The following is a 24,308-nucleotide window of genomic DNA, read 5'->3' on the forward strand; positions in this document are numbered from 1 at the left end:
CACTGCAATATAAAAATCAAAATTTAACGCATTTTGTTAAAGCAGCAGGCTGAGCAGCGAAATTAAGCCCGGGTGGTCTTAAAACAATTTTAAATTTCATGCAAAAAACCCCTGCCTTACTTAGCGATATTGGAAATAATGAAGATGCAAGTGTATATCAAATCAGCCGCGATTTAGCTTTGGTGCAAACGCTTGATTTTATCACTCCTATAGTAGATAGTGCTTATCATTTTGGTACTATTGCCGCAGCAAATGCTTTAAGCGATGTTTTTGCTATGGGTGCAGAGGTGATTAATGCCTTAAATATAGTAGGTTTTGATACTTGTAATCATGATTTAAATATCTTAAAAGAGCTTTTAGAAGGTGCAAATGATAAGATTCAAGAATGCAATGCTTTAGTTGTGGGTGGCCATACTATAGAAAGCACTGAGCTTTTTTTTGGACTTAGTGTTACAGGAAAAGTACATCCTAGTAAATTTATTGCTAATAATACTTCTAAAGTTGGAGATTGTATCATTTTAACCAAGCCTTTAGGAACAGGAATTTTAAGTACAGCTTTAAAGGCACAAATGCTAAATCAAAAACATTTAGATATAATGCTTAAAAGTATGATGGAGTTAAATTATAAAGCCAGTCAAATTGCTCTTAAATTTCACCCAAGCGCCATGAGTGATGTCACAGGTTTTGGACTTTTAGGTCATTTAAAAGAAATGCTAAATAAAAATATTTCTTTTGAAATTTTTGAAAGTGAACTTCCTTTTTTAGATGGAGTAAAAGAGTATTTTAATATGGGTTTAATTCCTGCTGGAGCTTATAAAAATTTAGAATTTATAAAAGAACTTATCCCTGATTTAAATGAAGAAAAATTATTACTTTGTGATCCGCAAACTTCAGGAGGACTTTTAATTTCTATAAGTGAAAAAGAATCCTTAGAATGTTTAAAAAAACTAGAAGATGAAAATATTCAAGCTAAAATTATTGCTAAGGTTGTAAATAAGCAAGAAAATGATATTATCATTTCTTAATTTTTGTTACTTATATACCCATTAAAATTTTTTTTATCATTTTTTATACATTTTCTATGATTTAAAATATTATTTTTATCTTATTTATATATTATTTATTAAAATTTATTTTATCTTAGGAGATACGAAATGATACAAAAAGCTTTAGCCTTAGCTGAAGAATTGCAAGGACAAATAGAAGCTAATATTTCAAATTCTGAAAAAGAATTTCATGCTAAAATGCAAAAACTTCTTAATAATCCCAAAAATAAAGTTATGCTTATAGAACTTTTAGATCGTTCTTTTAGATGTAAAGATAAAAATGCAAGTTTTGAGCTTATAGAATATATTTTGAGTAAATATGGCATAGCGGATTTTTTTAGCACTTTTGAAAAATTCCTACTTTTTAGCTTTTTAAATTTTGGCAAATTTGCTCCTAATTTAAGTGTACCTTTTTTTGTCAAACATTTAAGAGAAGATACTAAAGCTATGGTTCTAGATGCAAACCCTAGTGTTTTAGAACCACATATTAAGAAAAGAAAAGAGCAAGATAAAATTACCTTAAATGTGAATTTAATCGGTGAAGAGGTTTTAGGTGAAGCTGAGAGTAAATATCGTATGCAAAAATATGAAGAGGCTTTAAAATCAAGTTATATCACTTATATTTCCATAAAAATTACTACTATTTTTTCACAAATTAATATTATAGATTTTGATTATTCCAAAGAAGAGGTAGTAAAAAGACTAGATTATCTTTATGCTTTGGCCTTAGAAGAAGAGAAAAAACAAGGTGTTTCTAAATTTATCAATCTTGATATGGAGGAATTTAGAGATTTAGAACTTACTGTTGTAGCTTTTATAGAAAGTGTAGCCAAATTTGATATTAAAGCGGGGATTGTTTTGCAAGCTTATATTCCTGATTCTTATGAGTATCTTAAAAAACTTTTTGCTTTTTCAAAAGAGAGGGTTTTAAAAGGTATGAAGCCTATTAAGATCCGTTTTGTTAAGGGTGCTAATATGGAAAGTGAAGAAACTATTGCATCTCAAAAAGGCTGGGAACTTCCTACTTTTTACAAAAAAATAGATACTGATAGCAATTATAATAAAATGCTTGATTTTATTCTTGAAGGAGATAATTATAAATACATCAACATAGGAATTGCAAGTCATAATATTTTTGAGATTGCTTATGCTTATACACGTATAAGTGAAGCGGGTGCTTTAGATTCTTTTACTTTTGAAATGCTTGAAGGTATGAGTTTGCAATGTTCTTATCAATTATCCAAAATGCATGATTTAATCCTTTATGCCCCAGTTTGTGATGAAGCACATTTTAACAATGCTATTGCTTATCTTGTAAGACGCCTTGATGAAAATACAAGTGAAGATAATTTTATGCGTTATTTTTTCAATCTTAAAGTAGGAGATAAAAACTGGAATATCCAAAAAGAACTTTTTTTAAAATCTTTAGAAGGCATAAAAACTCTTGATAATACTACACATCGCAAGCAAGATAGAAATAAAGAATCAAATATCATAAGTTCTTATGAAAGTAAAAAATTTAGCAACGAAAGTGATACGGATTTTATTTTAGTGCAAAATAGAGCATGGGCTAAAGAAATTAAAGCTAAATATGAAAATTTAAAAGATTATGATGTTTATCCTGTCATAGGTGAGTTTGATTTTAAAGCAGAAAATTTAAATGTTTTAGAGGTTAAAGATAAGATTGAAGATAGAGTAATAGGAAAGGCTTATTTAGCAGGAGAAAAAGAAATTAAACAAGCTTTAGAAGTAGCTAAAAATTCCAAATATACACAAAAAAGTCATGATGAAATTTATCAAATTTTAGCTAAAAGTGCAAAACTTATGAGAGAAAGAAGGGGAGATTTGATAGGTTTGGCAGCTTTAGAGGTGGGCAAAACCTTTTTAGAGATCGATCCTGAAGTAAGTGAGGCTATCGATTTTATAGAGTTTTATCCGCACTCTTTAGAAGAGCTTAAAAAACAAAATCCAAAAGTTAAATTCAAGCCTAAGGGCATAGGGGTTACCATAGCTCCTTGGAATTTTCCTATAGGGATTTCAGTGGGCACCATAGCTGCACCACTAGCTGCAGGTAATGTGGTGATTTACAAACCTTCTTCACTTTCAACCCTAACAGGTTATATGCTTTGTAAGTGTTTTTGGGATGCAGGTATTCCAAAAGATGCTTTGATTTTCTTACCTTCAAAAGGAAGCGATATTTCTAAATATTTACTTGTTGATGAAGCGATTAAATTTTCAATTCTTACAGGAGGAGAGGATACTGCTTATGCTATGTTAAAAGCTAATCCAACCTTGCTTTTAAGTGCTGAAACGGGAGGAAAGAATGCGACTATAGTTTCTAAATTTGCTGATCGTGATAGTGCGATTAAAAATATCATTCATTCTGCGTTTAGCAATAGCGGTCAAAAATGTTCAGCTACTTCTTTGCTAGTCTTAGAAGAAGAGGTTTATCATGATGAAGAATTTAAAAAGACTTTAGTGGATGCTGCAAGTTCTATGGCAGTGGGCAGTCCTTTTGAATTTAAAAATAAATTAGGTGCTTTAGCTGATAAGCCAAGTTCTAAAGTTCAAAAGGCTTTGGATGAATTACAACCTTATGAAGAATGGGCATTAAAACCTAAGTTTTTAGAGGATAATCCTTATTTAATGACTCCAGGCATAAAATACGGCACTAAAAAGGGTGATTTTACCCATATGAATGAACTTTTTGTGCCGATTTTAAGTGTAATGAAAGCTAAAGACTTAAAAGAAGCTATTGATATAGTAAATTCCACAGGTTATGGTTTAACTGCAGGTTTTGAAAGCTTAGATGAAAGAGAATGGGAGTATTTTCACACTCATATAGAAGCAGGAAATATTTATATCAATAAACCAACCACAGGGGCTATAGTTCTGCGTCAACCTTTTGGTGGGATTAAAAAATCTGCCATAGGTTTGGGTAGAAAAGTGGGAATTTATAATTATATCACTCAATTTTTAGAGATTAAGCAAGAAGATTTTGATGATCATTTAATTGAAGATAAATTTTCAAAAAAATTAGCACAAATAGATTTAAAAGAAGCACAAGATTTTATGAATGATTTAATTAAAATGTCTCAATCTTATGCTTATCATTATAAAAATGAGTTTAGTGTTTCAAAAGATTATGTCAATATACGTGGAGAAGATAATCTTTTTTCTTATACTAAAATAAAGAATATGGTTTTAAGACTTTGTGGAAATGAAAGCTTAAAAGATGTTTTAGGGGTGGTTTTAGGTGCAAATATTGCAAATATTGATCTAGGTATCAGTTATGATGAACAAGATATTAGTATGATAGAACGAATTGTTCAAAGCATAGGAGCAAAAGTATTATTTTTAAAAGAAAATAAAGAAAATTTTATCAAGAGTATTAAAGAATATGAAAGAGTGCGTTATTTGGCAAAGCCAGATGTAAATGATGAGATTTATAAAGAGGCTGCAAAGCTTGCTAAAATCATCATAAGAGAAAAGCCATTGTTAAATGGTCGTTTTGAACTTTTAAATTATTTTAATGAAAAAGCTTTAAGTATATCTTTTCATCGCTATGGAAATTTAGGCATTAGAGCAATATCTTAATGATTAAGGAGAGTTTGATGGAAGTAGTTCAAATTAATACCCCAATAGCAGTGATGTTTGTAGTTTATGCCTTATTGATGCTTTATATAGGTTTTTATTTTTATAAGCAAAATAAAAATTCAGAGGATTATTTTTTAGGTGGGCGTACTATGGGGCCTGTGATATCTGCACTTAGCGCAGGGGCTTCTGATATGAGTGGTTGGCTTTTAATGGGATTACCAGGAGCTTTATATGTAAGTGGTTTTATAGATTCTTATATTGCGATCGGGCTTACCATAGGGGCTAGTTTAAATTGGATTTTTGTAGCAAAAAGACTTAGAATTTATACCAGTGTTATTGCCAATTCTTTGACTATTCCTGATTATTTTGAAACTCGTTTTGATGATGACAAACATATACTTCGCATAGTATGTGCGGTGGTAATTTTGATATTTTTTACCTTTTATGTTTCATCGGGGCTTGTAAGTGGAGCCAAACTTTTTGAAAGTACTTTTGGTATCAGATATGATTATGCTTTAACTACTGGAACGATTATTATTGTTGCTTATACTTTTTTAGGTGGATATAAGGCGGTTTGTTGGACGGATATGATACAAGGGCTTTTAATGATGATGGCTTTAATTATTGTGCCTTTGGTTATGCTTTATCATTTAGGTGGCTTTGGCGAAGCGATGAATATAGTTAAAGAAATTAAACCACAAGCTTTATCTATGGGCGAAGGAGTAGGAGTTGTAAGCATTATATCTGCACTTGCTTGGGGTTTGGGCTATTTTGGTCAACCACATATTTTAGTGCGTTTTATGTCGATTCGTTCTACTAAAGATATTCCTATGGCCACTTTTATAGGTATTGCTTGGATGGTGGTTTGTCTTTTAAGTGCTTGTATGATAGGTGTTTTGGGTATAGCTTATGTGTATAAATTTGAATTAAGCCTGCAAGATCCTGAAAAGATTTTCATCGTGATGTCGCAGCTTTTATTTAATCCTTGGATAGCAGGCATTTTACTCAGTGCTATTTTAGCGGCTATTATGAGTACGGCAAGTTCACAATTGCTGGTTTCAAGTTCTACTATAGCGGAAGATTTTTATAAAAAGATTTTTAGAGAAGATGCGCCAAGTCATGTTGTATTAAATTTAGGTAAATTAGGTGTTTTACTGGTAGCTGTAATAGCGTTTTTGATTTCTACTGATAAAAATTCAAGTGTTTTGAGTATAGTTTCTTATGCATGGGCTGGATTTGGAGCTTCTTTTGGTTCTGTAATGCTTTTTTCTTTATTTTGGAGTAGGATGACAAGAGTAGGAGCGATTTTAGGTATGATAACAGGAGCTGCTACTGTGGTACTTTGGAAGAATTTTGCAAATTCGGGTCTTTATGAAATAGTTCCAGGGTTTTTAGCAGCTTCTGTGGTAATTATTATTGCAAGTTTGTTTACAAATGTAAGATCTGGAACTAAAGCAGCTTATGAAAAGATGTTAAAAGAGCTTTGAGAACAAAAGCCTTTTTTAAGGCTTTTGTATTAAAAATCTTAGCGTGGGTCCACTTTGATCGATTTCAAGCACTTTAAAGCCACGGTTTTTTGCATCTTGAGGTATGGAATTGATACTTTGTGGGCAATCGCAAAGCACTTCCAAAATTTCTCCACTTTGAAGCTTAGGTAAGACATCAAGTGTTGCTATAGCAGGATAAGGACAAGCTTCACCTTGTAAATTTAAACTATAAGTAATTTTCATTGTTTATCCTTTAAGTTGATTTTTAAAGAAGTGTTTTTTGTAAAATACTACAAAAACAAACATTAAGATGAATAAAATAAGATTGATAAAAAATCCATTTAAATTGCCAAATTCAGTTAAAAGATTGATTTTTATACCTTCTTTAAAAGCTTTTGGTAAAAAGTCATAACTTAAGGCTAAAATCATAGTTCCTATTATATTTGCAATTCCTACTATCATAAAATGACTTTGCCCTTCAAAGGCACGATAAGCCCAACCACACTCGCAACCTCCGGCAAAAACTATGCCAAAACCAAATAAAAATGCTCCTACAGCTACAGCAGGAGAAAGTTCTATGAGTTTGCTAGTATGGCCTTGTAAGATAAAAGCAAAAGCGATTAAAGAAGCGATAATCATGCCAATTAATGCGCCTTTTATAGCATTATCTCTACCAAATAAAAACAAATCTCTAAAGCAAGAGGTAAAACAAATTTGCCCCCTAGAGATAACAAAACCAAAAACAAAACCAAAAATCAGTGCTAAAGCTTTGTTTTGTGTGCTGATATTGCCGTTTGTAAAAACAAGATAAAACACCCAAGCTAAAAAGGCTATGAAAAGTAATATGCCTAAGTTAAAATATAGTTTTGTACGCAAACTTTGCTTGTTTAGCGGCAAGTTTTCTTTATTTACCCGTTCTAATTTAGCTTTAGGTTTAAAAAAGGAAGTGTTGCAAATTTTCACTCCTAGATAAATTCCTAAAACCATAAAAACAGTAAAAAGCCAAGTGTGTAAAGAAAAATAAGGTAAACCTGTAAAAAAATTAGCTAAATTACATCCAAACGCAAGTCTTGCTCCATATCCTGAAAGAATTCCACCTACTATTGCTTGAAAAATTCTTATATTGCTAGCAGGTAGACGAAATTTGACTTTGTTAGCTAAAAGTGCGGCTACTAAACAACCTATAAACATACCTATGAGCATAATACCATCAGTTCTTGTTAAAGGGGTTCCATTTAAATTTTGCTTTTGGTAATAAGAATATCCATCTAAATTCATACCTAAAAGTTCTAGAAATTCACCGCCCCAACGCGTCATTTCTCCAGTAACAGCCCAAACGCCACCAAAAATCCCAAAATACACTGCACTTAAAATTCCAAGTGCAATCATAGAATGGGAATTGTCCCAAAAATTGATTAAATATTTTTGTTTAAAAGAATTCAAAGAAAGATCCTAATAATGTAATCATCAAAACTTGATGCTAAAAAAGAGTGAGATTATAGCTTAAATTTAATATGAAGTCAAAAAGAATATTGATAAATTTATTTTGTTTTTCATTAAAAATCGCTATAATTATCGCTTTGGAAGATTAGCGTATCTGGTGATCGCCACTGACTTCAAATCAGATGAAAGGATAGTTGACTATTCTTTGGGGAGTTCGATTCTCTCATCTTCTCGCCAATATTAAAGTAAAATCAAGGAAATTTTTATGAGCAAAGCAGATATTATTGTCGGCATTCAATGGGGCGATGAAGGAAAAGGTAAGGTAGTTGATAAATTATGTGAAAATTATGATTTTGTTTGCAGAAGTGCAGGTGGACACAATGCAGGACATACGATTTGGGTAAATGGTGTAAGATATGCGCTTCATCTTATGCCAAGTGGAGTTTTGCATCCAAGATGTATTAATATTATCGGAAATGGAGTTGTGGTTTCTCCTGAAGTATTGATTGCTGAAATGGCTCAATTTGAAAATTTAAAAGGTAGATTATATATCAGCGATAGAGCTCATTTAAATTTAAAACATCATTCTTTAATAGACATTGCAAAAGAAAAACTCAAAGGCAAAAATGCCATAGGAACAACAGGTAAGGGTATAGGACCTTCTTATGCAGATAAGATTAATCGTACAGGACATAGAGTTGGAGAGCTTTTAGAACCACAAAGACTTTGTGAGGCTTTGATGAAAGATTTTGAAGCTAATAAAACTTTTTTTGAAATGCTTGAAATTGAAATTCCAAGTGCTGAAGAATTGCTTGCTGATTTAAAACGCTTTAATGAAATTTTAACTCCTTATATTACAGATACTACAAGAATGCTTTGGAAGGCTTTAGATGAAGATAAAAGAGTACTTTTAGAAGGAGCTCAGGGCTCTATGCTTGATATTGATCATGGAACTTATCCTTATGTTACAAGTTCAAGTACTATTTCAGCAGGCGCTTTAACAGGACTTGGGTTAAATCCTAAAGAAGCGGGAAATATTATAGGTATTGTAAAAGCTTATGCAACGCGTGTGGGAAATGGAGCTTTTCCTACTGAGGATAAGGGCGAAGATGGAGAAAAAATTGCACAAATTGGAAAAGAAATTGGCGTAAGCACAGGACGTAAAAGACGCTGTGGATGGTTTGATGCGGTTGCTGTAAGATATACAGCAAGGCTTAATGGTCTTGATGCTTTATCTTTGATGAAGCTTGATGTTTTAGATGGTTTTGAAAAGATAAAAATTTGTCGTGCTTATGAATATAAGGGCATGGAAATCGACTATATACCAAGCGATTTAGAAAATGTTCAACCTATTTATGAAGAAATGGATGGTTGGGATAAAGTTTTTGGTATAAAAGATTATGATTTATTGCCAGAAAATGCTAAAAAATATATAGCAAGACTTGAAGAGCTTGCAGGGGTTAAAGTAAAGTATATTTCCACTAGCCCTGAAAGAGATGATACTATCATCTTATGAAAAGTAAATATAATTCTGTTGTAAAAGTAAGAAAACAACAACTTGATAAAGCAGAATCAAATCTTAATCAAGCCAAACAAAGACAGCTTGAACATGAAAAAGCTTATGAACTTTCACGCCAAGAGTGTGAAAGTTTAGGCGTATTGCCAAAATCAGGATCTATAGCAGAGTTAAGATCAAATTTAAGTATGGCGCAAGTAGGACGCGAGGCTTTGGCAAGAGCTAAGGAGAAAGTAGAGCTTTCTAAAAAGGAAATGAATCATTATCAGTTTTTATATCAAAAAGCGCATTTAGATTATGAAAAAATGAAGGCTTTGGAAACTGAAGAAATTAAACAAAAACAAAAAGAACTTGCGAAGGCTGAAGAAAAATTTTTAGATGAAATTGCAATCAGTCGTTTTTTCAAAGGGGAAAAAGATGATTAAAAAATTTATATTGTTAGTTTTTATTTCAAGTGTAGTTTTTGGAGCTGAACAAGATTGTGAACAATATTTTGAAGCTAGAAAAGCTCAAATTGAATTGCAAGCTAGAGAATTTGATGAAGCAAGACAATCTTTAGAAGCTTATAAAGCCTCTTTTGAAGCTTTGCAAAAAGAAAGGCTTGAAAATTTAGAAAAAAAAGAGGCTGAGGTTAATGCGACTTTGGCAAAAATTGAAGAATTAAAACTTGAAAACGCAAGGCTTGTAGAAGAACAACAAAAGATTTTAAATTCAATCAATGATAAAACTCAAGGTAGGGTTAAAGAAATTTACTCCCAAATGAAAGATGCAGCCATTGCAGATGTTTTAAGTCAAATGGATGCAGAGGATGCAAGCAAAATAATGCTTTCTTTGGAATCGCGTAAAATTTCAGGTGTTTTATCTAAAATGGATCCAAAAAAAGCCAGCGAGCTTACTTTACTTTTAAAAAATTTAGATAATAATGCTAGTAATTAGGTGATTAAAAAAATGAAAATTTTTCATTTTTAACATTCTTTTACCAAAAATAAGCTATTATTTTAAACATTATTAAATAAAAGGTTTTTAAGATGCGTATAAAATTACCACATATTCCTTATATCGCAAATAAAATGATGTTAGATATAGCTAATTCTTCTTTTGTAGAAATTAAAGATCAGTTAGAAAAGCTTAAGGTATGTATAATAGAAGTTTTAGAGAAAGATATTCTAAATGAAAGAAAATTAGATGAAAGAGTCAAAGAGCTTTTAGAGCAACAAGAAGATGAAATGGAGCTTATGCAAGTAGATCGTAAAAATATGTTTTGGCTTGTGAAGAAAAAGTTAGCTCCTGAATTTAATGTGATTTTAGATTCTGAAGATAGACATAATCATCTAGCGCATCAAATTTTAGAAGAACTTGTAGAGAATGATTATATTAATTTTATAGTGAGTGAAAATAGAGTTAAAAATTTAATCTTTTCAAGCATAGAGTCTTATCTTAAAATTTATGAAAAACTTGAAGATGAGGTTTATGAGAAAATTAGCAATTATAAAACAAAACCTATTCCAGGTAGCGAAGAATACGATCTTATCTTTGAAAAACTCTATCAAGAAGAGCTTAGAAAAAAAGGTATGTTTTAATGAAGGCTTATATTTATTTAGAAAATGATATTTTTTTAAGTGCTAAGGCTTTTGGAAAGAGCGGTACTTTTTTTGGAGAGCTTGTATTTAACACTTCTTTAACAGGGTATCAAGAAATTATTTCAGATCCTTCTTATGCAGGGCAATTTATCGTATTTTCTATGCCAGAAATTGGTATAGTAGGAACCAATGAAAATGATAATGAAAGTAAGGAAATTTTTGCAAGTGGTGTTTTAATGCGTGAATTAAGTTCCAGTTTTTCAAATTTTCGCGCCAAAGAAAGTCTGCAAGATTATCTTGAAAAACATGGAAAAATAGGAATTTATGAACTTGATACGAGATATCTAGTAAAAATGATAAGAAATAATGGCAATTTAAGAGCTGTAATTTCAACTGAAATTTCAAATAAAGAAGATTTAAAAATCGCCTTAGAAAAATCAGCAAAAATTGATGAAGTAAATTTTGTAAAAGAAGTTAGCACTAAGAAAAATTATTCTCACAAACAAGGCGTTTGGAATGCTAGTTTTCAAAAATTTAATGACGCTAAAAGAGGCGAGAAAAAAGTTGCTGTTATAGACTATGGTGTTAAAACAAATATCTTAAATGAACTCGTAGAAGTAGGTTTTGAAGTAGAAGTTTATCCATATAATATTAAAGCAAATGAGTTGATTGCTCTGTATAAAAAAGGTGAAATTCAAGGTGTGTTTCTTTCTAATGGTCCAGGTGAGCCAAGAATTTTAAAACAAGAGATTGCAGAGATTAAAAAACTTGCAGAAGCTAAAATTCCTATGCTTGGAATTTGCTTAGGTCACCAGCTTTTAAGCAATGCTTTTGGATATGAAACTTATAAAATGAAATTTGGACAACATGGAGCAAATCATCCTGTGATCAATCTTGATACAAAAACGGTAGAAATTACCGCACAAAATCATAATTATAATGTTCCAGAAGAATTAGCTCAAGTGGCTCATATCACTCATAGAAATTTATTTGGCGATAATGTTGAAGGAGTAAGATATAAAGACTATCCTATTATTTCAGTGCAACATCACCCGGAAAGTTCTTCAGGTCCTCATGAAAGTAAGTACATTTTTAAAGAATTTATGAATTTGATGTGAGTATAGATTTTTTAGCTATTATCAGCGTTGCTTTTTTATCTAGTTTTGGACACTGCTATTCTATGTGTGGTGGTTTTAATTTACTTTTTATAAATTTAAATTCAAAAAGCAATAATTTATTTTTATTAACTTTTATTTATCATTTGTTTAGAATTTTTGCTTATATTGTTTTAGGGATAATTTTTGGGACTTTTGGGAATATCTTGGCAATCAATGCTAAGGTTCAAAGTTTGTCATTTTTTATTCTTGGTATATTTATGATGATTTTGGGTTTTGCTCTTATTTTTAGAGGCAATATGTTATCTTTTATTGAAAATAATGTTTTTTTTGATAGTTTTGTAAAGAAAATTATTAAAAAATCTAAAAATTTTAAAGGATTAAAATCAGCTATATTTTTAGGATTTTCAAATGGTTTTGTTCCTTGTGGATTGGTGTATTTTTTTATAGCCAATGCAATAAGTAAGCAAAATATTTTTGAAGGTATTTTGGTAATGATGATTTTTGGAATATCAACTTTACCTGCGATGTTATTTTTTTCTAAAATTTCACAATTTTTTAGTGATTTTTTGAAAAATTTGTTTAATTATTTATCGTATGGCATTATTGTTTGTTACGGTATAAATCTTGCCTATATAGGTTTTAAGGCTTTTCAATGAAAGATTTTTTTAAAGATCAGTTTTTTAAAGCTCTGGAAAAAAATACAATTTTTTCAAGAGCTGATGTGCAAGGAAATTTAATTTTTGTCAGTGATAAGCTTTGTCAAATAAGTGGATATAGCAAAAAAGAGCTTATAGGAAAAAAACATTCAATATTTAAACATCCAGATGTTGATGAATGTTATGTTGAGAAGCTTTTAAAAGATCTTTCATATAAAAAGCCTTATCAGGTTATTTTTAAAAATATTGATAAATTAGGCAAAACCTTCTATCTTGAAACTTTGTTAATCCCCATATTGGATAAAAATAATGAATTAATAGAAATAGTAGCGCTTTCTCATGATGTCAGTAATTCTTTTAAGCTTAATGAAGAGCTTGCTCTAAATCACGCTAAATTAAGAGAATTAAGTATTAATCTTGAAAATACAGTTAAAAATCACCAACAAGAATTTATACAGTTAGGTAAAAAATTTGAGAAAAAAATGAAAATTGCCTTGGAAAAAAATGAAAAAGATATTAAAATAGCATATGAAGAGATTTTGAAATCTTCATTAGAACAAATGATTAGTGATATAGCACATCAATGGAGACAACCGTTAAATGAGCTTGGTATTGCCATGTTTCAAATGAAGCAAAATCTTAAAGATGAAAAAGGATTTGCTGAAATTTATTCACAATCAAAAGATATGATTAAAAATATGTCAGAAACAATTGATGTGTTTAGAACTTTGTTTAACAAAGGAGTAGAGCAGTGTGTATTTATAAAAGAGACTTTAAATAAAGCCTTAGAAATTGCTTTTGAAACTATAGAAAAAAATCATGTAAATATTAATATTGTTTCGAAAAGTGATTATGAAGTTTTGGCGTATGAGAATGGTTTAATAAGAGTTTTTCTTAATTTGATTTTAAATTCAATAGAGGCATTTAAAAACAAAAAAAGGAAAATCATAACAATAAATTTTTCAAAATTTGGAAAAAACTATCTGAAAATTACAATAAAAGATAATGCTGGTGGGATTGATAAAGAAAATTTAGATAAAATTTTTCAACCTTATTTTACAACAAAACATCCCAGTCAGGGTATAGGAGTAGGACTTTATATAAGTAGACAAATTATTGAAAGTTTCCAAGGAAAAATAAAAGTTAAGAATGGAAAAGATGGGGCTTGTTTTGAGGTATTTTTAAAACTAAAAGAGAGGGTAGAGTAGAAATGTCACAAGAATGTAAAGAATTGATAATATTAGTAGTTGAAGATGAAATTAAGACTAGAGAATCATTGATTAATGTATTAAGCGAACGCTTTAGTAAAGTAATCGGAGCTCAAAATGGAGATGAGGGGCTTAAAAAATTTAAAAAATTTAAGCCGGATTTAGTTATCACAGATATTGCTATGCCTATTATGGATGGGCTTGATATGGCAAGAGAGATTAAGGAAATTTCAGATGATGTCCCAATTGTTGTTCTTAGTGCGTATTCAGAGAAAGAGAGACTTTTGCGTTCTATTGATATTGGTATAGATAAATATTTGATCAAACCTGTTGATATAGAAGAGTTGTTTAAAGTTTTAGATTATCTAATAGGCGAAAAAATTGAAGCAAATATGCTTGTAAAAATTTCTGAAGAATATCAATTTAACAAAACTAAAAGAACTTTGATTTACAATGGTGAAGAAATTGTTTTAACTAAAAAAGAATTAGCTTTTATTTCTTTGCTTTTAAAGCAACCTGGGGCTTTGGTTTTGCATGAAGATATAAAGAAAAATGTTTGGATAGGTGAACATGTGAGTGATACTGCTGTTAGAACTTTTATTAAAAGAGTAAGAGATAAAGTGGGTGAAGATTTTATAAAAAATGTGCCAAGTTTAGGTTATAAGATAAATATCAATAAATAAGACTGATTTAGCCTTAAAATATAAAGCATAACAAATGATTAACAAAATTATCATTTTTAAGAAAAAATGTATAATTAATATTCTATAATATTCTCTTATTATCAAAAATTTTAAGGAGAAAGTCGATGCATCCAGGTAATGTATTAAATTACGACTATACGGTTGCAAGATATTTTATGTTTACAACCGTATTGTTTGGCATTGTTGGTATGGCTATAGGAACTCTTATAGCTTTTCAAATGGCATATCCTAACTTAAATTATTTAGCAGGAGAATATGCTACTTTTTCAAGACTTAGACCACTTCATACTTCAGGTGTGATTTTTGGTTTTATGCTTTCAGGGATTTGGGCAACTTGGTATTATATAGGTCAGCGTGTTCTTAAGGTAAGTATGGCTGAGTCAAGATTTTTAATGGCTGTTGGTAAGCTTCATTTTTGGCTTTATGTGCTTACTATGGTTTTAGCTGTTATATCTTTGTTTATGGGTGTGACTACATCTAAAGAATATGCAGAGCTTGAGTGGCCTTTAGATATTCTTGTTGTTCTTGTTTGGGTTTTATGGGGTGTAAGTATTTTTGGACTTATTGGAATTCGCCGTGAAAAAACTCTTTATATTTCTTTATGGTATTATATAGCTACATTTTTAGGTATAGCTATGCTTTATCTTTTTAACAACATGGAAGTACCAACTTATTTTGTTACTGGAATGGGTAAATGGTGGCATAGTGTATCAATGTATGCAGGAACAAATGATGCTTTAGTACAATGGTGGTATGGACATAATGCTGTGGCATTTGTATTTACTGTGGGTATTATTGCTCAAATTTATTACTTCTTGCCAAAAGAAAGTGGTCAGCCGATTTTCTCTTATAAACTCTCTTTATTTGCATTTTGGGGCTTAATGTTTGTTTATCTTTGGGCAGGTGGTCACCATTTGATTTATTCAACTGTACCTGATTGGATGCAAACTATGGGTTCGGTTTTCTCTATAGTATTGATTTTACCTTCTTGGGGTTCAGCGATTAATATCTTACTTACTATGAAAGGTGAGTGGAGCCAGCTTCGCGAGAGTCCATTGATTAAATTTATGATTTTGGCATCAACTTTCTATATGTTCTCAACACTTGAAGGGCCAATTCTTTCAATTAAGTCTGTTAATGCTTTAGCACACTTTACAGATTGGATTCCAGGACATGTTCATGATGGAACATTAGGTTGGGTAGGATTTATGACTATGGCTGCGCTTTATCATATGACTCCTAGAGTTTTCAAAAGAGAGCTTTATAGCAAATCTTTAATGGAAGCTCAATTTTGGATCCAAACCACAGGTATAGTTCTTTATTTTGCTTCAATGTGGATTGCGGGTATTACTCAAGGTATGATGTGGAGAGCGACAGATGAGTATGGTAACTTGCTTTATAGCTTTATTGATACTGTTGTGGCTATTGTTCCTTATTATTGGATTAGAGCGATTGGTGGATTGTTGTATCTTATCGGTTTCTTTATGTTTACTTATAATATTTACAAAACAATTGCTTGTGGAAGAGTGCTTGATAAAGAACCAAAAAGCGCTTCGCCTATGGCAGCATAAAAAGGAGAAAATATGTTTAGTTGGTTAGAAAAAAATCCATTCTTTTTTGCTGTAGCTGTTTTTGTAGTGATTGCTTATGCAGGCATAGTTGAAGTTTTACCAAATTTTGCAGAAAATGCAAGACCAATTGAAGGTAAAAAACCTTATACAGTTTTACAACTTGCAGGGCGTGCAGTATATATTAAAGATAGTTGTAATGCTTGTCATTCACAGCTTATTCGTCCATTTAAATCAGAAACAGATCGTTATGGTATGTATTCTGTAAGTGGTGAATTTGCTTATGATAGACCTTTTCTTTGGGGCTCAAAAAGAACAGGACCTGATCTTGCTCGTGTAGGAAATTATAGAACAGTTGATTGGCATGAAAATCATATGTGGGATCCTACTTCTGTTGTTCCAGATTCTATTATGCCTTCATATAAGCATATGTTTAAAAATAATGCAGATATTGAAACTGCTTATGCTGAGGCTTTAACTGTGAAAAAAGTTTTCAATGTTCCTTATGATACAGAAAATGGAACAAAACTTGGTTCTTGGGAGGATGCACAAGCTGAAGTAAAAGCTGAAGCTCAGGCTATAGTTGATCAAATGAAAAATCAAGAAGTAAAAGATGCTTTTGCTAAAGGTGAAATCAAAGAAATAGTTGCTTTGATCGCTTATTTAAATAGCTTAAAGTAAAATGATGGAACATTTATCAATAGTTTTTGATGTGATTAAAAATTTAATCACATTTGATTTAGCAACAGTCCAAAAACATGAGTGGGAGATTTTCCAAGGTTATGGTTTTTTTGCACTCGTTATGTTTTTGTCAATAGTATTATATGCGTATTGGTATCATTTATATAGAACAGAAAAAAAAGGCGAGAGAAATTATGAAAATTATGCAAACCTTGCCTTAAAAGATGATATTGATGATAGTGTATTAGAAAGTAAAAGGAGTGCTTAATGCAATGGTTAAATTTAGAAGATAATGTTAATCTCTTATCTTTAATTGGAGCTATTCTTATCATTTTAATCACACTAGTTATTGTGAGTAGAATGTTTAAGCAGATGAAAGAAAAAAAAGGCGAGTCAGAGCTTAGTGAACATAGTTGGGATGGAATAGGAGAGTATAAAAATGCTGTTCCTACTGGTTGGGCTGTGGTATTTTTCCTGACTATTGTTTGGGCTATTTGGTATTTTCTATGGGGATATCCTTTAAATTCTTTTTCAAGTATAGGTCAATACAATGAAGAAGTAGTAACTCATAATACAAAATTTGAAGAAAAATTTAAAAATTTATCTCCTGAAGATAAAATAGCAATGGGTCAAAATATCTTTTTAGTTCAGTGTTCAGCTTGTCATGGAATTACAGGCGATGGTATCAATGGTAAAGCTCAAAATTTAAATATTTGGGGTAGTGAAGAAGGTATAATCAATGTAATTAAACATGGTTCAAAAGGTATGAATTTTCCAGGTGGAGAAATGCTTGGTGCTGCTGATTTAGGTGTGGCAGAAGAAGATATTCCTGCTATTGCTGCTTATGTAGCAAAAGATCTTTCAGCTATTAAGAAAACTGCAAATGAAAATTTAGTAGCAAAAGGTAAAGAAGCTTATGCAACTTGTGCAGCATGCCATGGAGAAGATGGAAAAGGTCAAGATGGAATGTTCCCAGATCTTACAAAATACGGTTCTGCAGCTTTTGTAGTAGATGTTTTACATAGTGGTAAGGCTGGTTTTATAGGAACAATGCCGAGTTTTCCAACACTTAATGATATTCAAAAAGAAGCTGTTGGCGAGTATGTAATTTCTCTTTCAAGGGGTGAATGATGGAAAATAATAATAGATGCGTGTTTTCTCTTTCAGGTGTTACAGGTATGTTAATTGCTACGGTTTTATTACTTGCTATCTTAGTAGTTTTAACTATTTGGGGTCTTAAAGCTCAGCAAGAAGTGATGCAAAAGCCATATAGTCTTAAAGATGCACAAAGTGTAAAGATGTTTGGTTCAAAAGAACAAGATCATAGAAGTATAAAGGAAGCACAATGAGTAAGGCTTTGGAATATTTAATTGTTATTGGTTTAGTTGTTGCTGCTGCAATTACCGCTTGGTCGGTTTTAACTGTAAATCATCTTCATATAGGATGAAAAAAATATTACAAGATGGCTTTTTTTTAGCCATCTTTTTCTTTGTTTTATTGCCTTCTAGGGTTTTTGCTCTTGATGCTGTACTTTTTAATGAAAATATTTTAAGTCAAAAAGTAAGTAATGAAATTAATCTTATAGGAAAAGAGCTTTACCAAAAAAGTAATATTTTTATCGGCGTTATGGTTGGTGATGAAACTGAAATTGAAACTTTATTAAATAAACAAAAAGAACTTCCTCAATCTTATATATTGCTTCTTTTGTCAAAAAATTCTCACAAAGTTGATATAGTGGGCTCAAAAGGTGCTTTAGCTTTGATTGATAAAGAATCTGTGCTTAGTCCTTATCCTGGAACAGGATCTATTTTGCCGATATTAGCTACAAATAAAGGTGATATTTATAATGCTGCTATACTTAATGGTTATGCAGATATTGTAGATCGTGTGGCAAAATCCTTGGGATTACAATTAGAACATTCTATAGGTAATGCAAATCGTGATACTATCAATATCTTAAGAATACTTATCTATGGATTTATTTGCTTTGCATTGTTATACTATGCACAAAGAAGAATAAAGAGGAAAAAAAATGTTAGAAACTAAAAGAAGTTTTTGGCCTTATGGTATTTTGCTTTCACTTTTGGCTATAATTATTGCTTGTATTGTAACGATTTTTATAGCAAGTCACCATCCTGTATATGAGGATGATTTTTATTTTGACTCTTATCAAAATGTTGAAAATAATTACAATCAAATACAAAAACAACAAGTAAATTTTGATAAATTTTTTAAAGTAAATTTTCAAAATGATAAAATCACTTTTATAGGTAAAAGAAAAATTCCTAGTTATGAAGTGGATCAAAATTCCTATGTTGCAAATTTTAAAATTTCTGCATTACAAAATATAAATTCTGATGATTTAAAAGTTCAAGTTCTTCTTACAAGACCATTCACTAAAAATTTTGATCAAAAGTTAGAAGGACAAGTTAAAAATGGAATTTTAAGTATCGCTTTACCTAAACTAGATAAAGGTAGATGGGAGCTTAAGCTAAAGTTTTATGCAAATCAAGAAACAGTGGGTTTTTTTAGCTACGAATTAAATGCTCAATGAAATTAAGAATTTTTAGTTCTTCAAGACAAATTAGAGAGTATTATAACCACAAAAAACAGCAAAATGCCTTATTAGATAGTGCTATTCATATAGGTGAATTTTTAGATAAAGTTTGTTTGAGTAATTTTCATAAGGCAAGTTCTTATGAAAGTTTGCTTTTAATGCAAGAAGCTTGTCTAAAAAGTAAGGATTTAGAAAAAAAACTAGGAATTTCGGTAGAATTTTTTGCTTTTTTGAAAAATAACGAATATCTTTTTTCTTTTTTTAAAGAACTTAGTTTAGAAAAAAAAAGCATAGAAGATCTTAAAAACAATGATTATTATGCCACCTATAATGAACATTTAGAAATTTTAGATGAGGTATATAAAAATTATCTTGCTTTACTTGAAAAAAATTCTTTTTATGATGATCTTTCTTTACCTAAAAATTACACTCTTAATAAAGATTTTTTAGATGAGTATGAAGCTATAGTTTATGATTTGCAAGGTTTTTTGAGTAAATTTGAAGAAAATTTATTAAGTGAAATTTCTCAGATTAAAGAAGTGGTTTTAAGTTTTAAAACAAGTAAATTTAATCTTGAATATCTTTCAAAACTTGATTTTTTAAAAATATTTGATTTAAAAATAAACACTCATTATGAAATCAATCTTTCAAAACAAGAGATTTTAAAAGAAGAAATTTTTAAAACAAAAAATTCAAAAATTAAACTCAAATCTTTTGAATTAAGGGCTTTACAATGCGCTTTTGTTATGGATGAAATTTCACATTTTGTACGCAAAGGTTTAGAGTCTGAAAATATTGTAGTTATAACTCCAGATGAAAGTTTTTGTGAGTTTTTAAGACTTTTTGATAAAGACAATATGCTTAATTTTGCAAGTGGGATTAGTATTAAAGAAAGTTTATTTTATCAAAAATTTCAAGCACTTTATGAAAGTGCTAGTAGTGCTTCTTTTGTTTATAAAAATCAAGAGGATTATTTTGAAGACACGCAGATGATTTTTGATTATCACAATACACTTTTACATTCTTTAAAGCTTGATTTTATAGAGTTTAAAAAGTATTTTGATGAGAAATGTGATTTTGAATATTTTGAAAAATTACTTGCTTTATTTTTAGAAAATGAAAAGCAAGAACTTATTTATTTGATACGAAAAGAACTTTATTTTATTAAAGATTTATTAAAAAATCAGTCTTTAACTCTTAAAGAGTTGATCCATCTTTTTTTCATGCAAATTTCACAACTTTCCCTTAGTGATGTAGGTGGAGGTAAGGTTACGGTAATGGGACTTTTAGAAAGTCGTGGGCTTTGTTTTGATGGGGTGATTTTGGTTGATTTTAATGAAGAATTTATTCCCAAAAGAAGTGTTAATGAACTTTTTTTAAACAATGAAGTGCGTAAAAAAGCAGGATTGATTAGCTATGATAGAAGAGAAAATTTACAAAGATTTTATTATGAAAGCTTGATGAAGAATGCTTTAGAAGTAAGTATTTGCTTTGTGGAAAATGAAGAAAAAAGCAAATCACGTTTTTTAGATGAACTTGATTTTGACTTTTTTTATGAAACTCATATCCACCAAAAAGCTTATCTTAATGCTTTAAAATTAGACTATGAAGGTATAAAACCTAATCTAACTCCTATAAAAGCTCCTATTTTAAGGCATAATCCTTTCGAGTTTCCACTTTCTTTTAGTCGTTTTAATTTATTGGAAAATCAAAAAAGAACTTATTATTATCGTTATATTTTAAATTTAGCAGAACCTAGGGTTTTAAGCGAGGAAAGCAAAGCGAAAAATCAAGGAAATTTCATCCATAAAATGCTTGAAATTTATTATAAAAATTATGCAAATAATGATTTTGATATAAAAGTTTTTACAAATTTATTGGATAAAGAATATCAAAAATACAATATCAGTGAACTTGATCTTGAAGTATTTAAATTAAAATTTATACAATTTGCTAAAAACGAAAAAGAGCATTTTTCAAAAGGCTTTTATGTCGCACATACAGAGCTTGAGTTAAACAATATTTTAAAGCTTGGAGCAGATAGTATAAAACTTAAGGGCACTATAGATCGTATCGATAGTTCAAAAGAAGGTAATTTGATCATTGATTATAAAAGTGGAAAAGTACCAAGTAATTCTTATCAACTTGCTTTTTACCAAGCCTTATATGATGAAAATGCAAGCGTAGGTTTTTATGATTTAAATAGTATGCAAATATTGCACCAAAAAGCTAAAAGTTTAGATGAGCTGAGAGAAAGACTTAAAGATTTGGTTCTTATGAGCAAGGAAGAAATAGAGTTTGAAAATGAACAAGATGAGTATTGTCCTTATAAACTCATTTATAAAAAGGAATTAAAATGAGTCAATTTGAGCCTTTTTTGGCATTAGAAGCGAGTGCGGGAAGCGGAAAAACCTTTGCCCTGAGTGTGCGTTTTGTAGCACTTATTTTAAAAGGAGTTAGGATTAATGAAATTTTAGCTTTGACTTTTACCAAAAAAGCTGCTAATGAAATGCAAAAAAGAATTATTGAGACTTTTTTAAACTTAGAAAAAGAAAATAAAACCAGTGAATGCAATGAACTTTGCAAGCTTTTAGGTAAAGATAAAGAAGAGCTTATTTCTTTAAGAGATGCTAAAAAAGAAGAATTTTTAAGAACAGAGTTAAAAATCAGCACTTTTGATGCTTTTTTCGGAAAAATTTTGCGTGTTTTTGCTTTAAATTTGGGCTTAAGTAGTGATTTTACAATGAGTGAAGAGAAGCTTGATGTAAGAGAGATTTTTTTAAAACTTCTTAAAAAAGATGAATTAAAAGATTTGGCTTATTATATTAATTTAGTTGATGAGAAAGAAAATTTTTTTAACGAGCTTGAAAAATTTTATGAGAATGCTTATTTTCAAAATCTTCCTAAAATTCCAAATCCATCTAAAGCTTATATCAATAAAGCCTATAGTGAGTTAAGAAGTTATTGTTTGGGTCTTACTCATGTAAAAAATTATAAAAATTTGTGTGACAATTTTAAAAGCGAAGTTTTAGATTTATCCGTGTTTATACAATCAAGCTTTATGACAAAATTTGAAAGTACAAAATATTTACAAGATTTAGAAAGCACTAACTTGCATTTTAGTACAAAAAGAATGGAGCTTATAAATGCTTTAAATACTTATGCTATAGAGCTTGAAAATTATAAAATTGCTAATTTAATGAATCTTTTAAATCATTATAGTGAAGCTAAAAATATATTTCATAAAGATAAAAATACCTTAAATTTCCAAGATGTGAGTAAAAAAGTTTATGAGCTAATAACCAGTGAATTTAAGGATATGATTTATTTTCGTTTAGATGGTTTTATTTCGCATTTGCTTATTGATGAATTTCAAGATACAAGCGTGATTCAATATCAAATTTTACGCCCTTTGATCGCTGAGCTTGTTTCAGGAGAAGGAGTTAAGAAAAATCGCACTTTTTTTTACGTAGGAGATAAAAAACAAAGTATTTATCGCTTTCGTAAAGGAAAAAAAGAATTATTTGATTTGTTAAAACAAGAATTTAGTCAAATTAAAAGTGATAGTTTAAATACTAATTATCGTTCTAAAGAGCTTTTGGTTGATTTTGTTAATGAAACTTTTAAAGAAAAAATCAAAGATTATAAAGAGCAATTTGCCTTAGAAAGTAAAAAAGGTGGTTTTGTGCGTATTGTGGAATCTAAAGAACAAAAGGTTAAAAACCAAGCCCAAGAAATCAAGGAAAAGACTTTAGAAACTTTATTTGAGCAAATTAATTTTTTAAGATCTAAAAATATTTCTTATGATGATATTTGTATTTTGTGTTGGAAAAATAGCGATGCAGATATGGTTTTGGATTTTTTAAGAGAGCAAAAAATTCCTGCGTTTACTCAAAGCAATGTTTTACTTGAAAATAAAGCAAGCGTAAGACTTGTTTTGGAATATGCTAAATATTGTATTTTTGGTGATGAGTTTTACTTGGTATTTTTAAAAGAACTTTTAGGTTTTGAGCCGAGAAAAATCACCCTTGATTTTTCAAAAAATGCTATGGAAAATATACTTTTTTTAATAAAAGAATTAAAACTTGATTTAAATGATATCGCTTTAATGCAATTTATCGAATATGCTAAAACTAAGGAAAATTTTTTAAAGCTTTTATTTGAGCCTTGTACTTTGAAAATAGTAAGCGAACAAAATATGGGTATTAGTATTATGAGTGTGCATAAATCTAAGGGTTTGGAATTTGATCATGTGATTTTGCTAGATAGTTTATCTAAAAACAATTCAAACAATGAAGATATCATGCTTGAATATGATATCAATCAAGGTTGGCAGCTCCATATTAAAGATAAAATTCGAGAGCTTACTAAAGAGCCTATTTATACCCTTTTTAAAGAAAATATTACAAGAGCAAATTATGAAGATGATATTAATAAACTTTATGTGGCTTTTACAAGAGCTAAGGAAAGTTTGATTATCATAAAAAGAAACGAAGAAAGTGTAAATGGAAATTATCCAAGTTATTTTAAGGGGGGATTTTTAAATATACATTCTCAAGAGAGAGGTTTTTTAGAAAGCAAAGAGCAAATTTTAAGTGTTAAAAAAGAAAGTATTCAAGCTTTACAAAAATTTGAAAAAATTAGCCCACAAGAAGTTCAAAGTGAAGAAAAGCTTGATAGTAAAGAGCTATATTTTGGAAATGCTTTTCATTTTTTTATGCAAAATTTAAAACTCCCTAAGAGTGAAAATTTTCAAATACTTACTCAAAGATGCAAGAGCAAATTTAGGCATTTTTTAGATGAGAGTGATTTTGAAAAGCTTTTTAAAAGAATTGAAATTTTGCTGAAAAATACTCAATTTCAAAATTTAATTAGCGATGGAAAGCTTTTAAAAGAGCAAGCTTTGAGTTTTAATGGAGAAATTAAACAATTAGACTTGCTTGCTCTAAAAGATGAAGAAGCTTTCATAATTGATTATAAAACAGGTCTTGCTATGCAAGATAAACATAAAGAGCAAGTAAGAACTTATAAGATTGCCATTAGTGAAATTTTAAAAAAAGATAAAGTGCGTGCTTTTATAGTTTATTGTTTGGAAAATGAAATTCAAATTTTGGAAATATAAACTTTATTTTTACTTAAATTAAGTA

At 29.8% G+C, this 24,308-nt stretch carries 23 protein-coding genes and 1 tRNA gene; 22 read left to right on the forward strand and 2 right to left on the reverse strand.

The window, feature by feature from the left end; genetic code table 11:
- Positions 1-2 precede the first annotated feature (2 nt).
- From selD to putP, 3 genes are all read left to right on the forward strand, one after another.
- A complete protein-coding gene (gene selD / locus AJ885_RS08310; protein WP_079396812.1) occupies positions 3-1,025 on the forward strand; it encodes a selenide, water dikinase SelD in 1,023 nt (340 codons plus the stop codon).
- A gap of 129 nt (positions 1,026-1,154) precedes the next feature.
- The gene (locus tag AJ885_RS08315) at positions 1,155-4,643 is read left to right on the forward strand and encodes a proline dehydrogenase family protein (protein ID WP_070281086.1); all 3,489 of its coding nucleotides are present in this window, start codon (positions 1,155-1,157) and stop codon (positions 4,641-4,643) included.
- A gap of 17 nt (positions 4,644-4,660) precedes the next feature.
- Complete coding sequence (gene putP, locus AJ885_RS08320; RefSeq protein ID WP_002880463.1) at positions 4,661-6,130, forward strand: sodium/proline symporter PutP; 1,470 nt, start codon at positions 4,661-4,663, stop codon at positions 6,128-6,130.
- A gap of 15 nt (positions 6,131-6,145) precedes the next feature.
- On the opposite strand, the gene yedF is transcribed toward putP, so the two are convergent.
- Both yedF and yedE read right to left on the reverse strand, forming a co-directional pair.
- The gene (gene yedF, locus AJ885_RS08325; protein ID WP_002867050.1) at positions 6,146-6,373 is read right to left on the reverse strand and encodes a sulfurtransferase-like selenium metabolism protein YedF; all 228 of its coding nucleotides are present in this window, start codon (positions 6,371-6,373) and stop codon (positions 6,146-6,148) included.
- Between the two features lie 3 nt (positions 6,374-6,376).
- Entirely contained in the window at positions 6,377-7,573 is a 1,197-nt protein-coding gene (yedE, locus tag AJ885_RS08330) for a selenium metabolism membrane protein YedE/FdhT (RefSeq protein WP_002880461.1), read from the reverse strand.
- Positions 7,574-7,712: 139 nt separating this feature from the next.
- Between yedE and AJ885_RS08335 the strand changes: the two genes are divergently transcribed.
- From AJ885_RS08335 to AJ885_RS08425, 19 genes are all read left to right on the forward strand, one after another.
- Positions 7,713-7,810: transfer RNA gene (locus AJ885_RS08335), tRNA-Sec, on the forward strand.
- 28 nt (positions 7,811-7,838) lie between these two features.
- On the forward strand, positions 7,839-9,089 hold the full coding sequence (locus AJ885_RS08340) for an adenylosuccinate synthase (protein ID WP_002862151.1): 1,251 nt from the start codon (positions 7,839-7,841) through the stop codon (positions 9,087-9,089).
- Positions 9,086-9,514 carry a flagellar export protein FliJ gene (locus AJ885_RS08345; RefSeq protein WP_002880459.1) on the forward strand — a complete coding sequence of 143 codons (429 nt, stop codon included), beginning with the start codon at positions 9,086-9,088 and terminating at the stop codon, positions 9,512-9,514. Before AJ885_RS08340 ends, AJ885_RS08345 begins: the two co-directional genes overlap by 4 nt.
- Entirely contained in the window at positions 9,507-10,025 is a 519-nt protein-coding gene (locus AJ885_RS08350; protein ID WP_002880458.1) for a MotE family protein, read from the forward strand. Before AJ885_RS08345 ends, AJ885_RS08350 begins: the two co-directional genes overlap by 8 nt.
- Before the next feature lie 92 nt (positions 10,026-10,117).
- Positions 10,118-10,669: a DUF507 family protein gene (locus tag AJ885_RS08355; protein ID WP_002851269.1), complete on the forward strand. Its 552-nt coding sequence runs from the start codon at positions 10,118-10,120 to the stop codon at positions 10,667-10,669.
- Positions 10,669-11,787 carry a glutamine-hydrolyzing carbamoyl-phosphate synthase small subunit gene (gene carA / locus AJ885_RS08360; RefSeq protein WP_002880457.1) on the forward strand — a complete coding sequence of 373 codons (1,119 nt, stop codon included), beginning with the start codon at positions 10,669-10,671 and terminating at the stop codon, positions 11,785-11,787. Before AJ885_RS08355 ends, carA begins: the two co-directional genes overlap by 1 nt.
- The gene (locus AJ885_RS08365) at positions 11,784-12,443 is read left to right on the forward strand and encodes a sulfite exporter TauE/SafE family protein (RefSeq protein WP_002870873.1); all 660 of its coding nucleotides are present in this window, start codon (positions 11,784-11,786) and stop codon (positions 12,441-12,443) included. The genes carA and AJ885_RS08365 overlap by 4 nt, the downstream gene beginning before the upstream one ends.
- Positions 12,440-13,651: a butyrate sensor histidiine kinase-like phosphatase BumS gene (gene bumS, locus AJ885_RS08370; RefSeq protein WP_002862144.1), complete on the forward strand. Its 1,212-nt coding sequence runs from the start codon at positions 12,440-12,442 to the stop codon at positions 13,649-13,651. Before AJ885_RS08365 ends, bumS begins: the two co-directional genes overlap by 4 nt.
- A gap of 2 nt (positions 13,652-13,653) precedes the next feature.
- Positions 13,654-14,334: a butyrate response regulator transcription factor BumR gene (gene bumR, locus AJ885_RS08375; RefSeq protein ID WP_002862143.1), complete on the forward strand. Its 681-nt coding sequence runs from the start codon at positions 13,654-13,656 to the stop codon at positions 14,332-14,334.
- 125 nt (positions 14,335-14,459) lie between these two features.
- Positions 14,460-15,926 (forward strand): cytochrome-c oxidase, cbb3-type subunit I, encoded by a 1,467-nt coding sequence (gene ccoN, locus AJ885_RS08380; protein ID WP_002880455.1) that lies wholly within the window; start codon positions 14,460-14,462, stop codon positions 15,924-15,926.
- A gap of 12 nt (positions 15,927-15,938) precedes the next feature.
- Positions 15,939-16,604 (forward strand): cytochrome-c oxidase, cbb3-type subunit II, encoded by a 666-nt coding sequence (gene ccoO / locus AJ885_RS08385; RefSeq protein WP_002870875.1) that lies wholly within the window; start codon positions 15,939-15,941, stop codon positions 16,602-16,604.
- A gap of 4 nt (positions 16,605-16,608) precedes the next feature.
- Positions 16,609-16,872: a cytochrome c oxidase, cbb3-type, CcoQ subunit gene (locus AJ885_RS08390; RefSeq protein ID WP_002851307.1), complete on the forward strand. Its 264-nt coding sequence runs from the start codon at positions 16,609-16,611 to the stop codon at positions 16,870-16,872.
- Entirely contained in the window at positions 16,872-17,735 is an 864-nt protein-coding gene (locus AJ885_RS08395) for a cbb3-type cytochrome c oxidase N-terminal domain-containing protein (RefSeq protein ID WP_070210367.1), read from the forward strand. Before AJ885_RS08390 ends, AJ885_RS08395 begins: the two co-directional genes overlap by 1 nt.
- A complete protein-coding gene (locus AJ885_RS08400) occupies positions 17,732-17,953 on the forward strand; it encodes a DUF4006 family protein (protein WP_072223679.1) in 222 nt (73 codons plus the stop codon). Before AJ885_RS08395 ends, AJ885_RS08400 begins: the two co-directional genes overlap by 4 nt.
- Positions 17,950-18,051, forward strand: a complete 102-nt coding sequence (locus AJ885_RS08405) for a hypothetical protein (protein WP_002858872.1) — start codon at positions 17,950-17,952, stop codon at positions 18,049-18,051. The genes AJ885_RS08400 and AJ885_RS08405 overlap by 4 nt, the downstream gene beginning before the upstream one ends.
- Entirely contained in the window at positions 18,048-18,650 is a 603-nt protein-coding gene (locus AJ885_RS08410) for a hypothetical protein (RefSeq protein ID WP_002870878.1), read from the forward strand. The genes AJ885_RS08405 and AJ885_RS08410 overlap by 4 nt, the downstream gene beginning before the upstream one ends.
- Positions 18,637-19,158: a FixH family protein gene (locus AJ885_RS08415; RefSeq protein ID WP_002862138.1), complete on the forward strand. Its 522-nt coding sequence runs from the start codon at positions 18,637-18,639 to the stop codon at positions 19,156-19,158. The genes AJ885_RS08410 and AJ885_RS08415 overlap by 14 nt, the downstream gene beginning before the upstream one ends.
- Positions 19,155-21,521 (forward strand): PD-(D/E)XK nuclease family protein, encoded by a 2,367-nt coding sequence (locus AJ885_RS08420; protein ID WP_070210366.1) that lies wholly within the window; start codon positions 19,155-19,157, stop codon positions 21,519-21,521. The genes AJ885_RS08415 and AJ885_RS08420 overlap by 4 nt, the downstream gene beginning before the upstream one ends.
- A complete protein-coding gene (locus AJ885_RS08425; RefSeq protein ID WP_070210365.1) occupies positions 21,518-24,283 on the forward strand; it encodes a RecB-like helicase in 2,766 nt (921 codons plus the stop codon). Before AJ885_RS08420 ends, AJ885_RS08425 begins: the two co-directional genes overlap by 4 nt.
- Positions 24,284-24,308: the final 25 nt, after the last annotated feature.

Origin of the sequence: Campylobacter sp. BCW_6464, assembly GCF_001762775.1 — a bacterium.
GTDB classification, from domain to species: Bacteria; Campylobacterota; Campylobacteria; order Campylobacterales; family Campylobacteraceae; genus Campylobacter_D; species Campylobacter_D jejuni.

What these genes read in the sequence shown, in the direction of transcription:
- AJ885_RS08315 (WP_070281086.1), top strand. Translation starts at nt 1,155, where the DNA reads ATGATACAAAAAGCTTTAGCCTTAGCTGAAGAATTGCAAGGACAAATA.
- putP (WP_002880463.1), top strand. Translation starts at nt 4,661, where the DNA reads ATGGAAGTAGTTCAAATTAATACCCCAATAGCAGTGATGTTTGTAGTT.
- yedF (WP_002867050.1), bottom strand. Translation starts at nt 6,373, where the DNA reads ATGAAAATTACTTATAGTTTAAATTTACAAGGTGAAGCTTGTCCTTAT.
- AJ885_RS08340 (WP_002862151.1), top strand. Translation starts at nt 7,839, where the DNA reads ATGAGCAAAGCAGATATTATTGTCGGCATTCAATGGGGCGATGAAGGA.
- AJ885_RS08345 (WP_002880459.1), top strand. Translation starts at nt 9,086, where the DNA reads ATGAAAAGTAAATATAATTCTGTTGTAAAAGTAAGAAAACAACAACTT.
- AJ885_RS08350 (WP_002880458.1), top strand. Translation starts at nt 9,507, where the DNA reads ATGATTAAAAAATTTATATTGTTAGTTTTTATTTCAAGTGTAGTTTTT.
- AJ885_RS08355 (WP_002851269.1), top strand. Translation starts at nt 10,118, where the DNA reads ATGCGTATAAAATTACCACATATTCCTTATATCGCAAATAAAATGATG.
- carA (WP_002880457.1), top strand. Translation starts at nt 10,669, where the DNA reads ATGAAGGCTTATATTTATTTAGAAAATGATATTTTTTTAAGTGCTAAG.
- bumS (WP_002862144.1), top strand. Translation starts at nt 12,440, where the DNA reads ATGAAAGATTTTTTTAAAGATCAGTTTTTTAAAGCTCTGGAAAAAAAT.
- bumR (WP_002862143.1), top strand. Translation starts at nt 13,654, where the DNA reads ATGTCACAAGAATGTAAAGAATTGATAATATTAGTAGTTGAAGATGAA.
- ccoN (WP_002880455.1), top strand. Translation starts at nt 14,460, where the DNA reads ATGCATCCAGGTAATGTATTAAATTACGACTATACGGTTGCAAGATAT.
- ccoO (WP_002870875.1), top strand. Translation starts at nt 15,939, where the DNA reads ATGTTTAGTTGGTTAGAAAAAAATCCATTCTTTTTTGCTGTAGCTGTT.
- AJ885_RS08390 (WP_002851307.1), top strand. Translation starts at nt 16,609, where the DNA reads ATGGAACATTTATCAATAGTTTTTGATGTGATTAAAAATTTAATCACA.
- AJ885_RS08395 (WP_070210367.1), top strand. Translation starts at nt 16,872, where the DNA reads ATGCAATGGTTAAATTTAGAAGATAATGTTAATCTCTTATCTTTAATT.
- AJ885_RS08400 (WP_072223679.1), top strand. Translation starts at nt 17,732, where the DNA reads ATGATGGAAAATAATAATAGATGCGTGTTTTCTCTTTCAGGTGTTACA.
- AJ885_RS08405 (WP_002858872.1), top strand. Translation starts at nt 17,950, where the DNA reads ATGAGTAAGGCTTTGGAATATTTAATTGTTATTGGTTTAGTTGTTGCT.
- AJ885_RS08410 (WP_002870878.1), top strand. Translation starts at nt 18,048, where the DNA reads ATGAAAAAAATATTACAAGATGGCTTTTTTTTAGCCATCTTTTTCTTT.
- AJ885_RS08415 (WP_002862138.1), top strand. Translation starts at nt 18,637, where the DNA reads ATGTTAGAAACTAAAAGAAGTTTTTGGCCTTATGGTATTTTGCTTTCA.
- AJ885_RS08420 (WP_070210366.1), top strand. Translation starts at nt 19,155, where the DNA reads ATGAAATTAAGAATTTTTAGTTCTTCAAGACAAATTAGAGAGTATTAT.
- AJ885_RS08425 (WP_070210365.1), top strand. Translation starts at nt 21,518, where the DNA reads ATGAGTCAATTTGAGCCTTTTTTGGCATTAGAAGCGAGTGCGGGAAGC.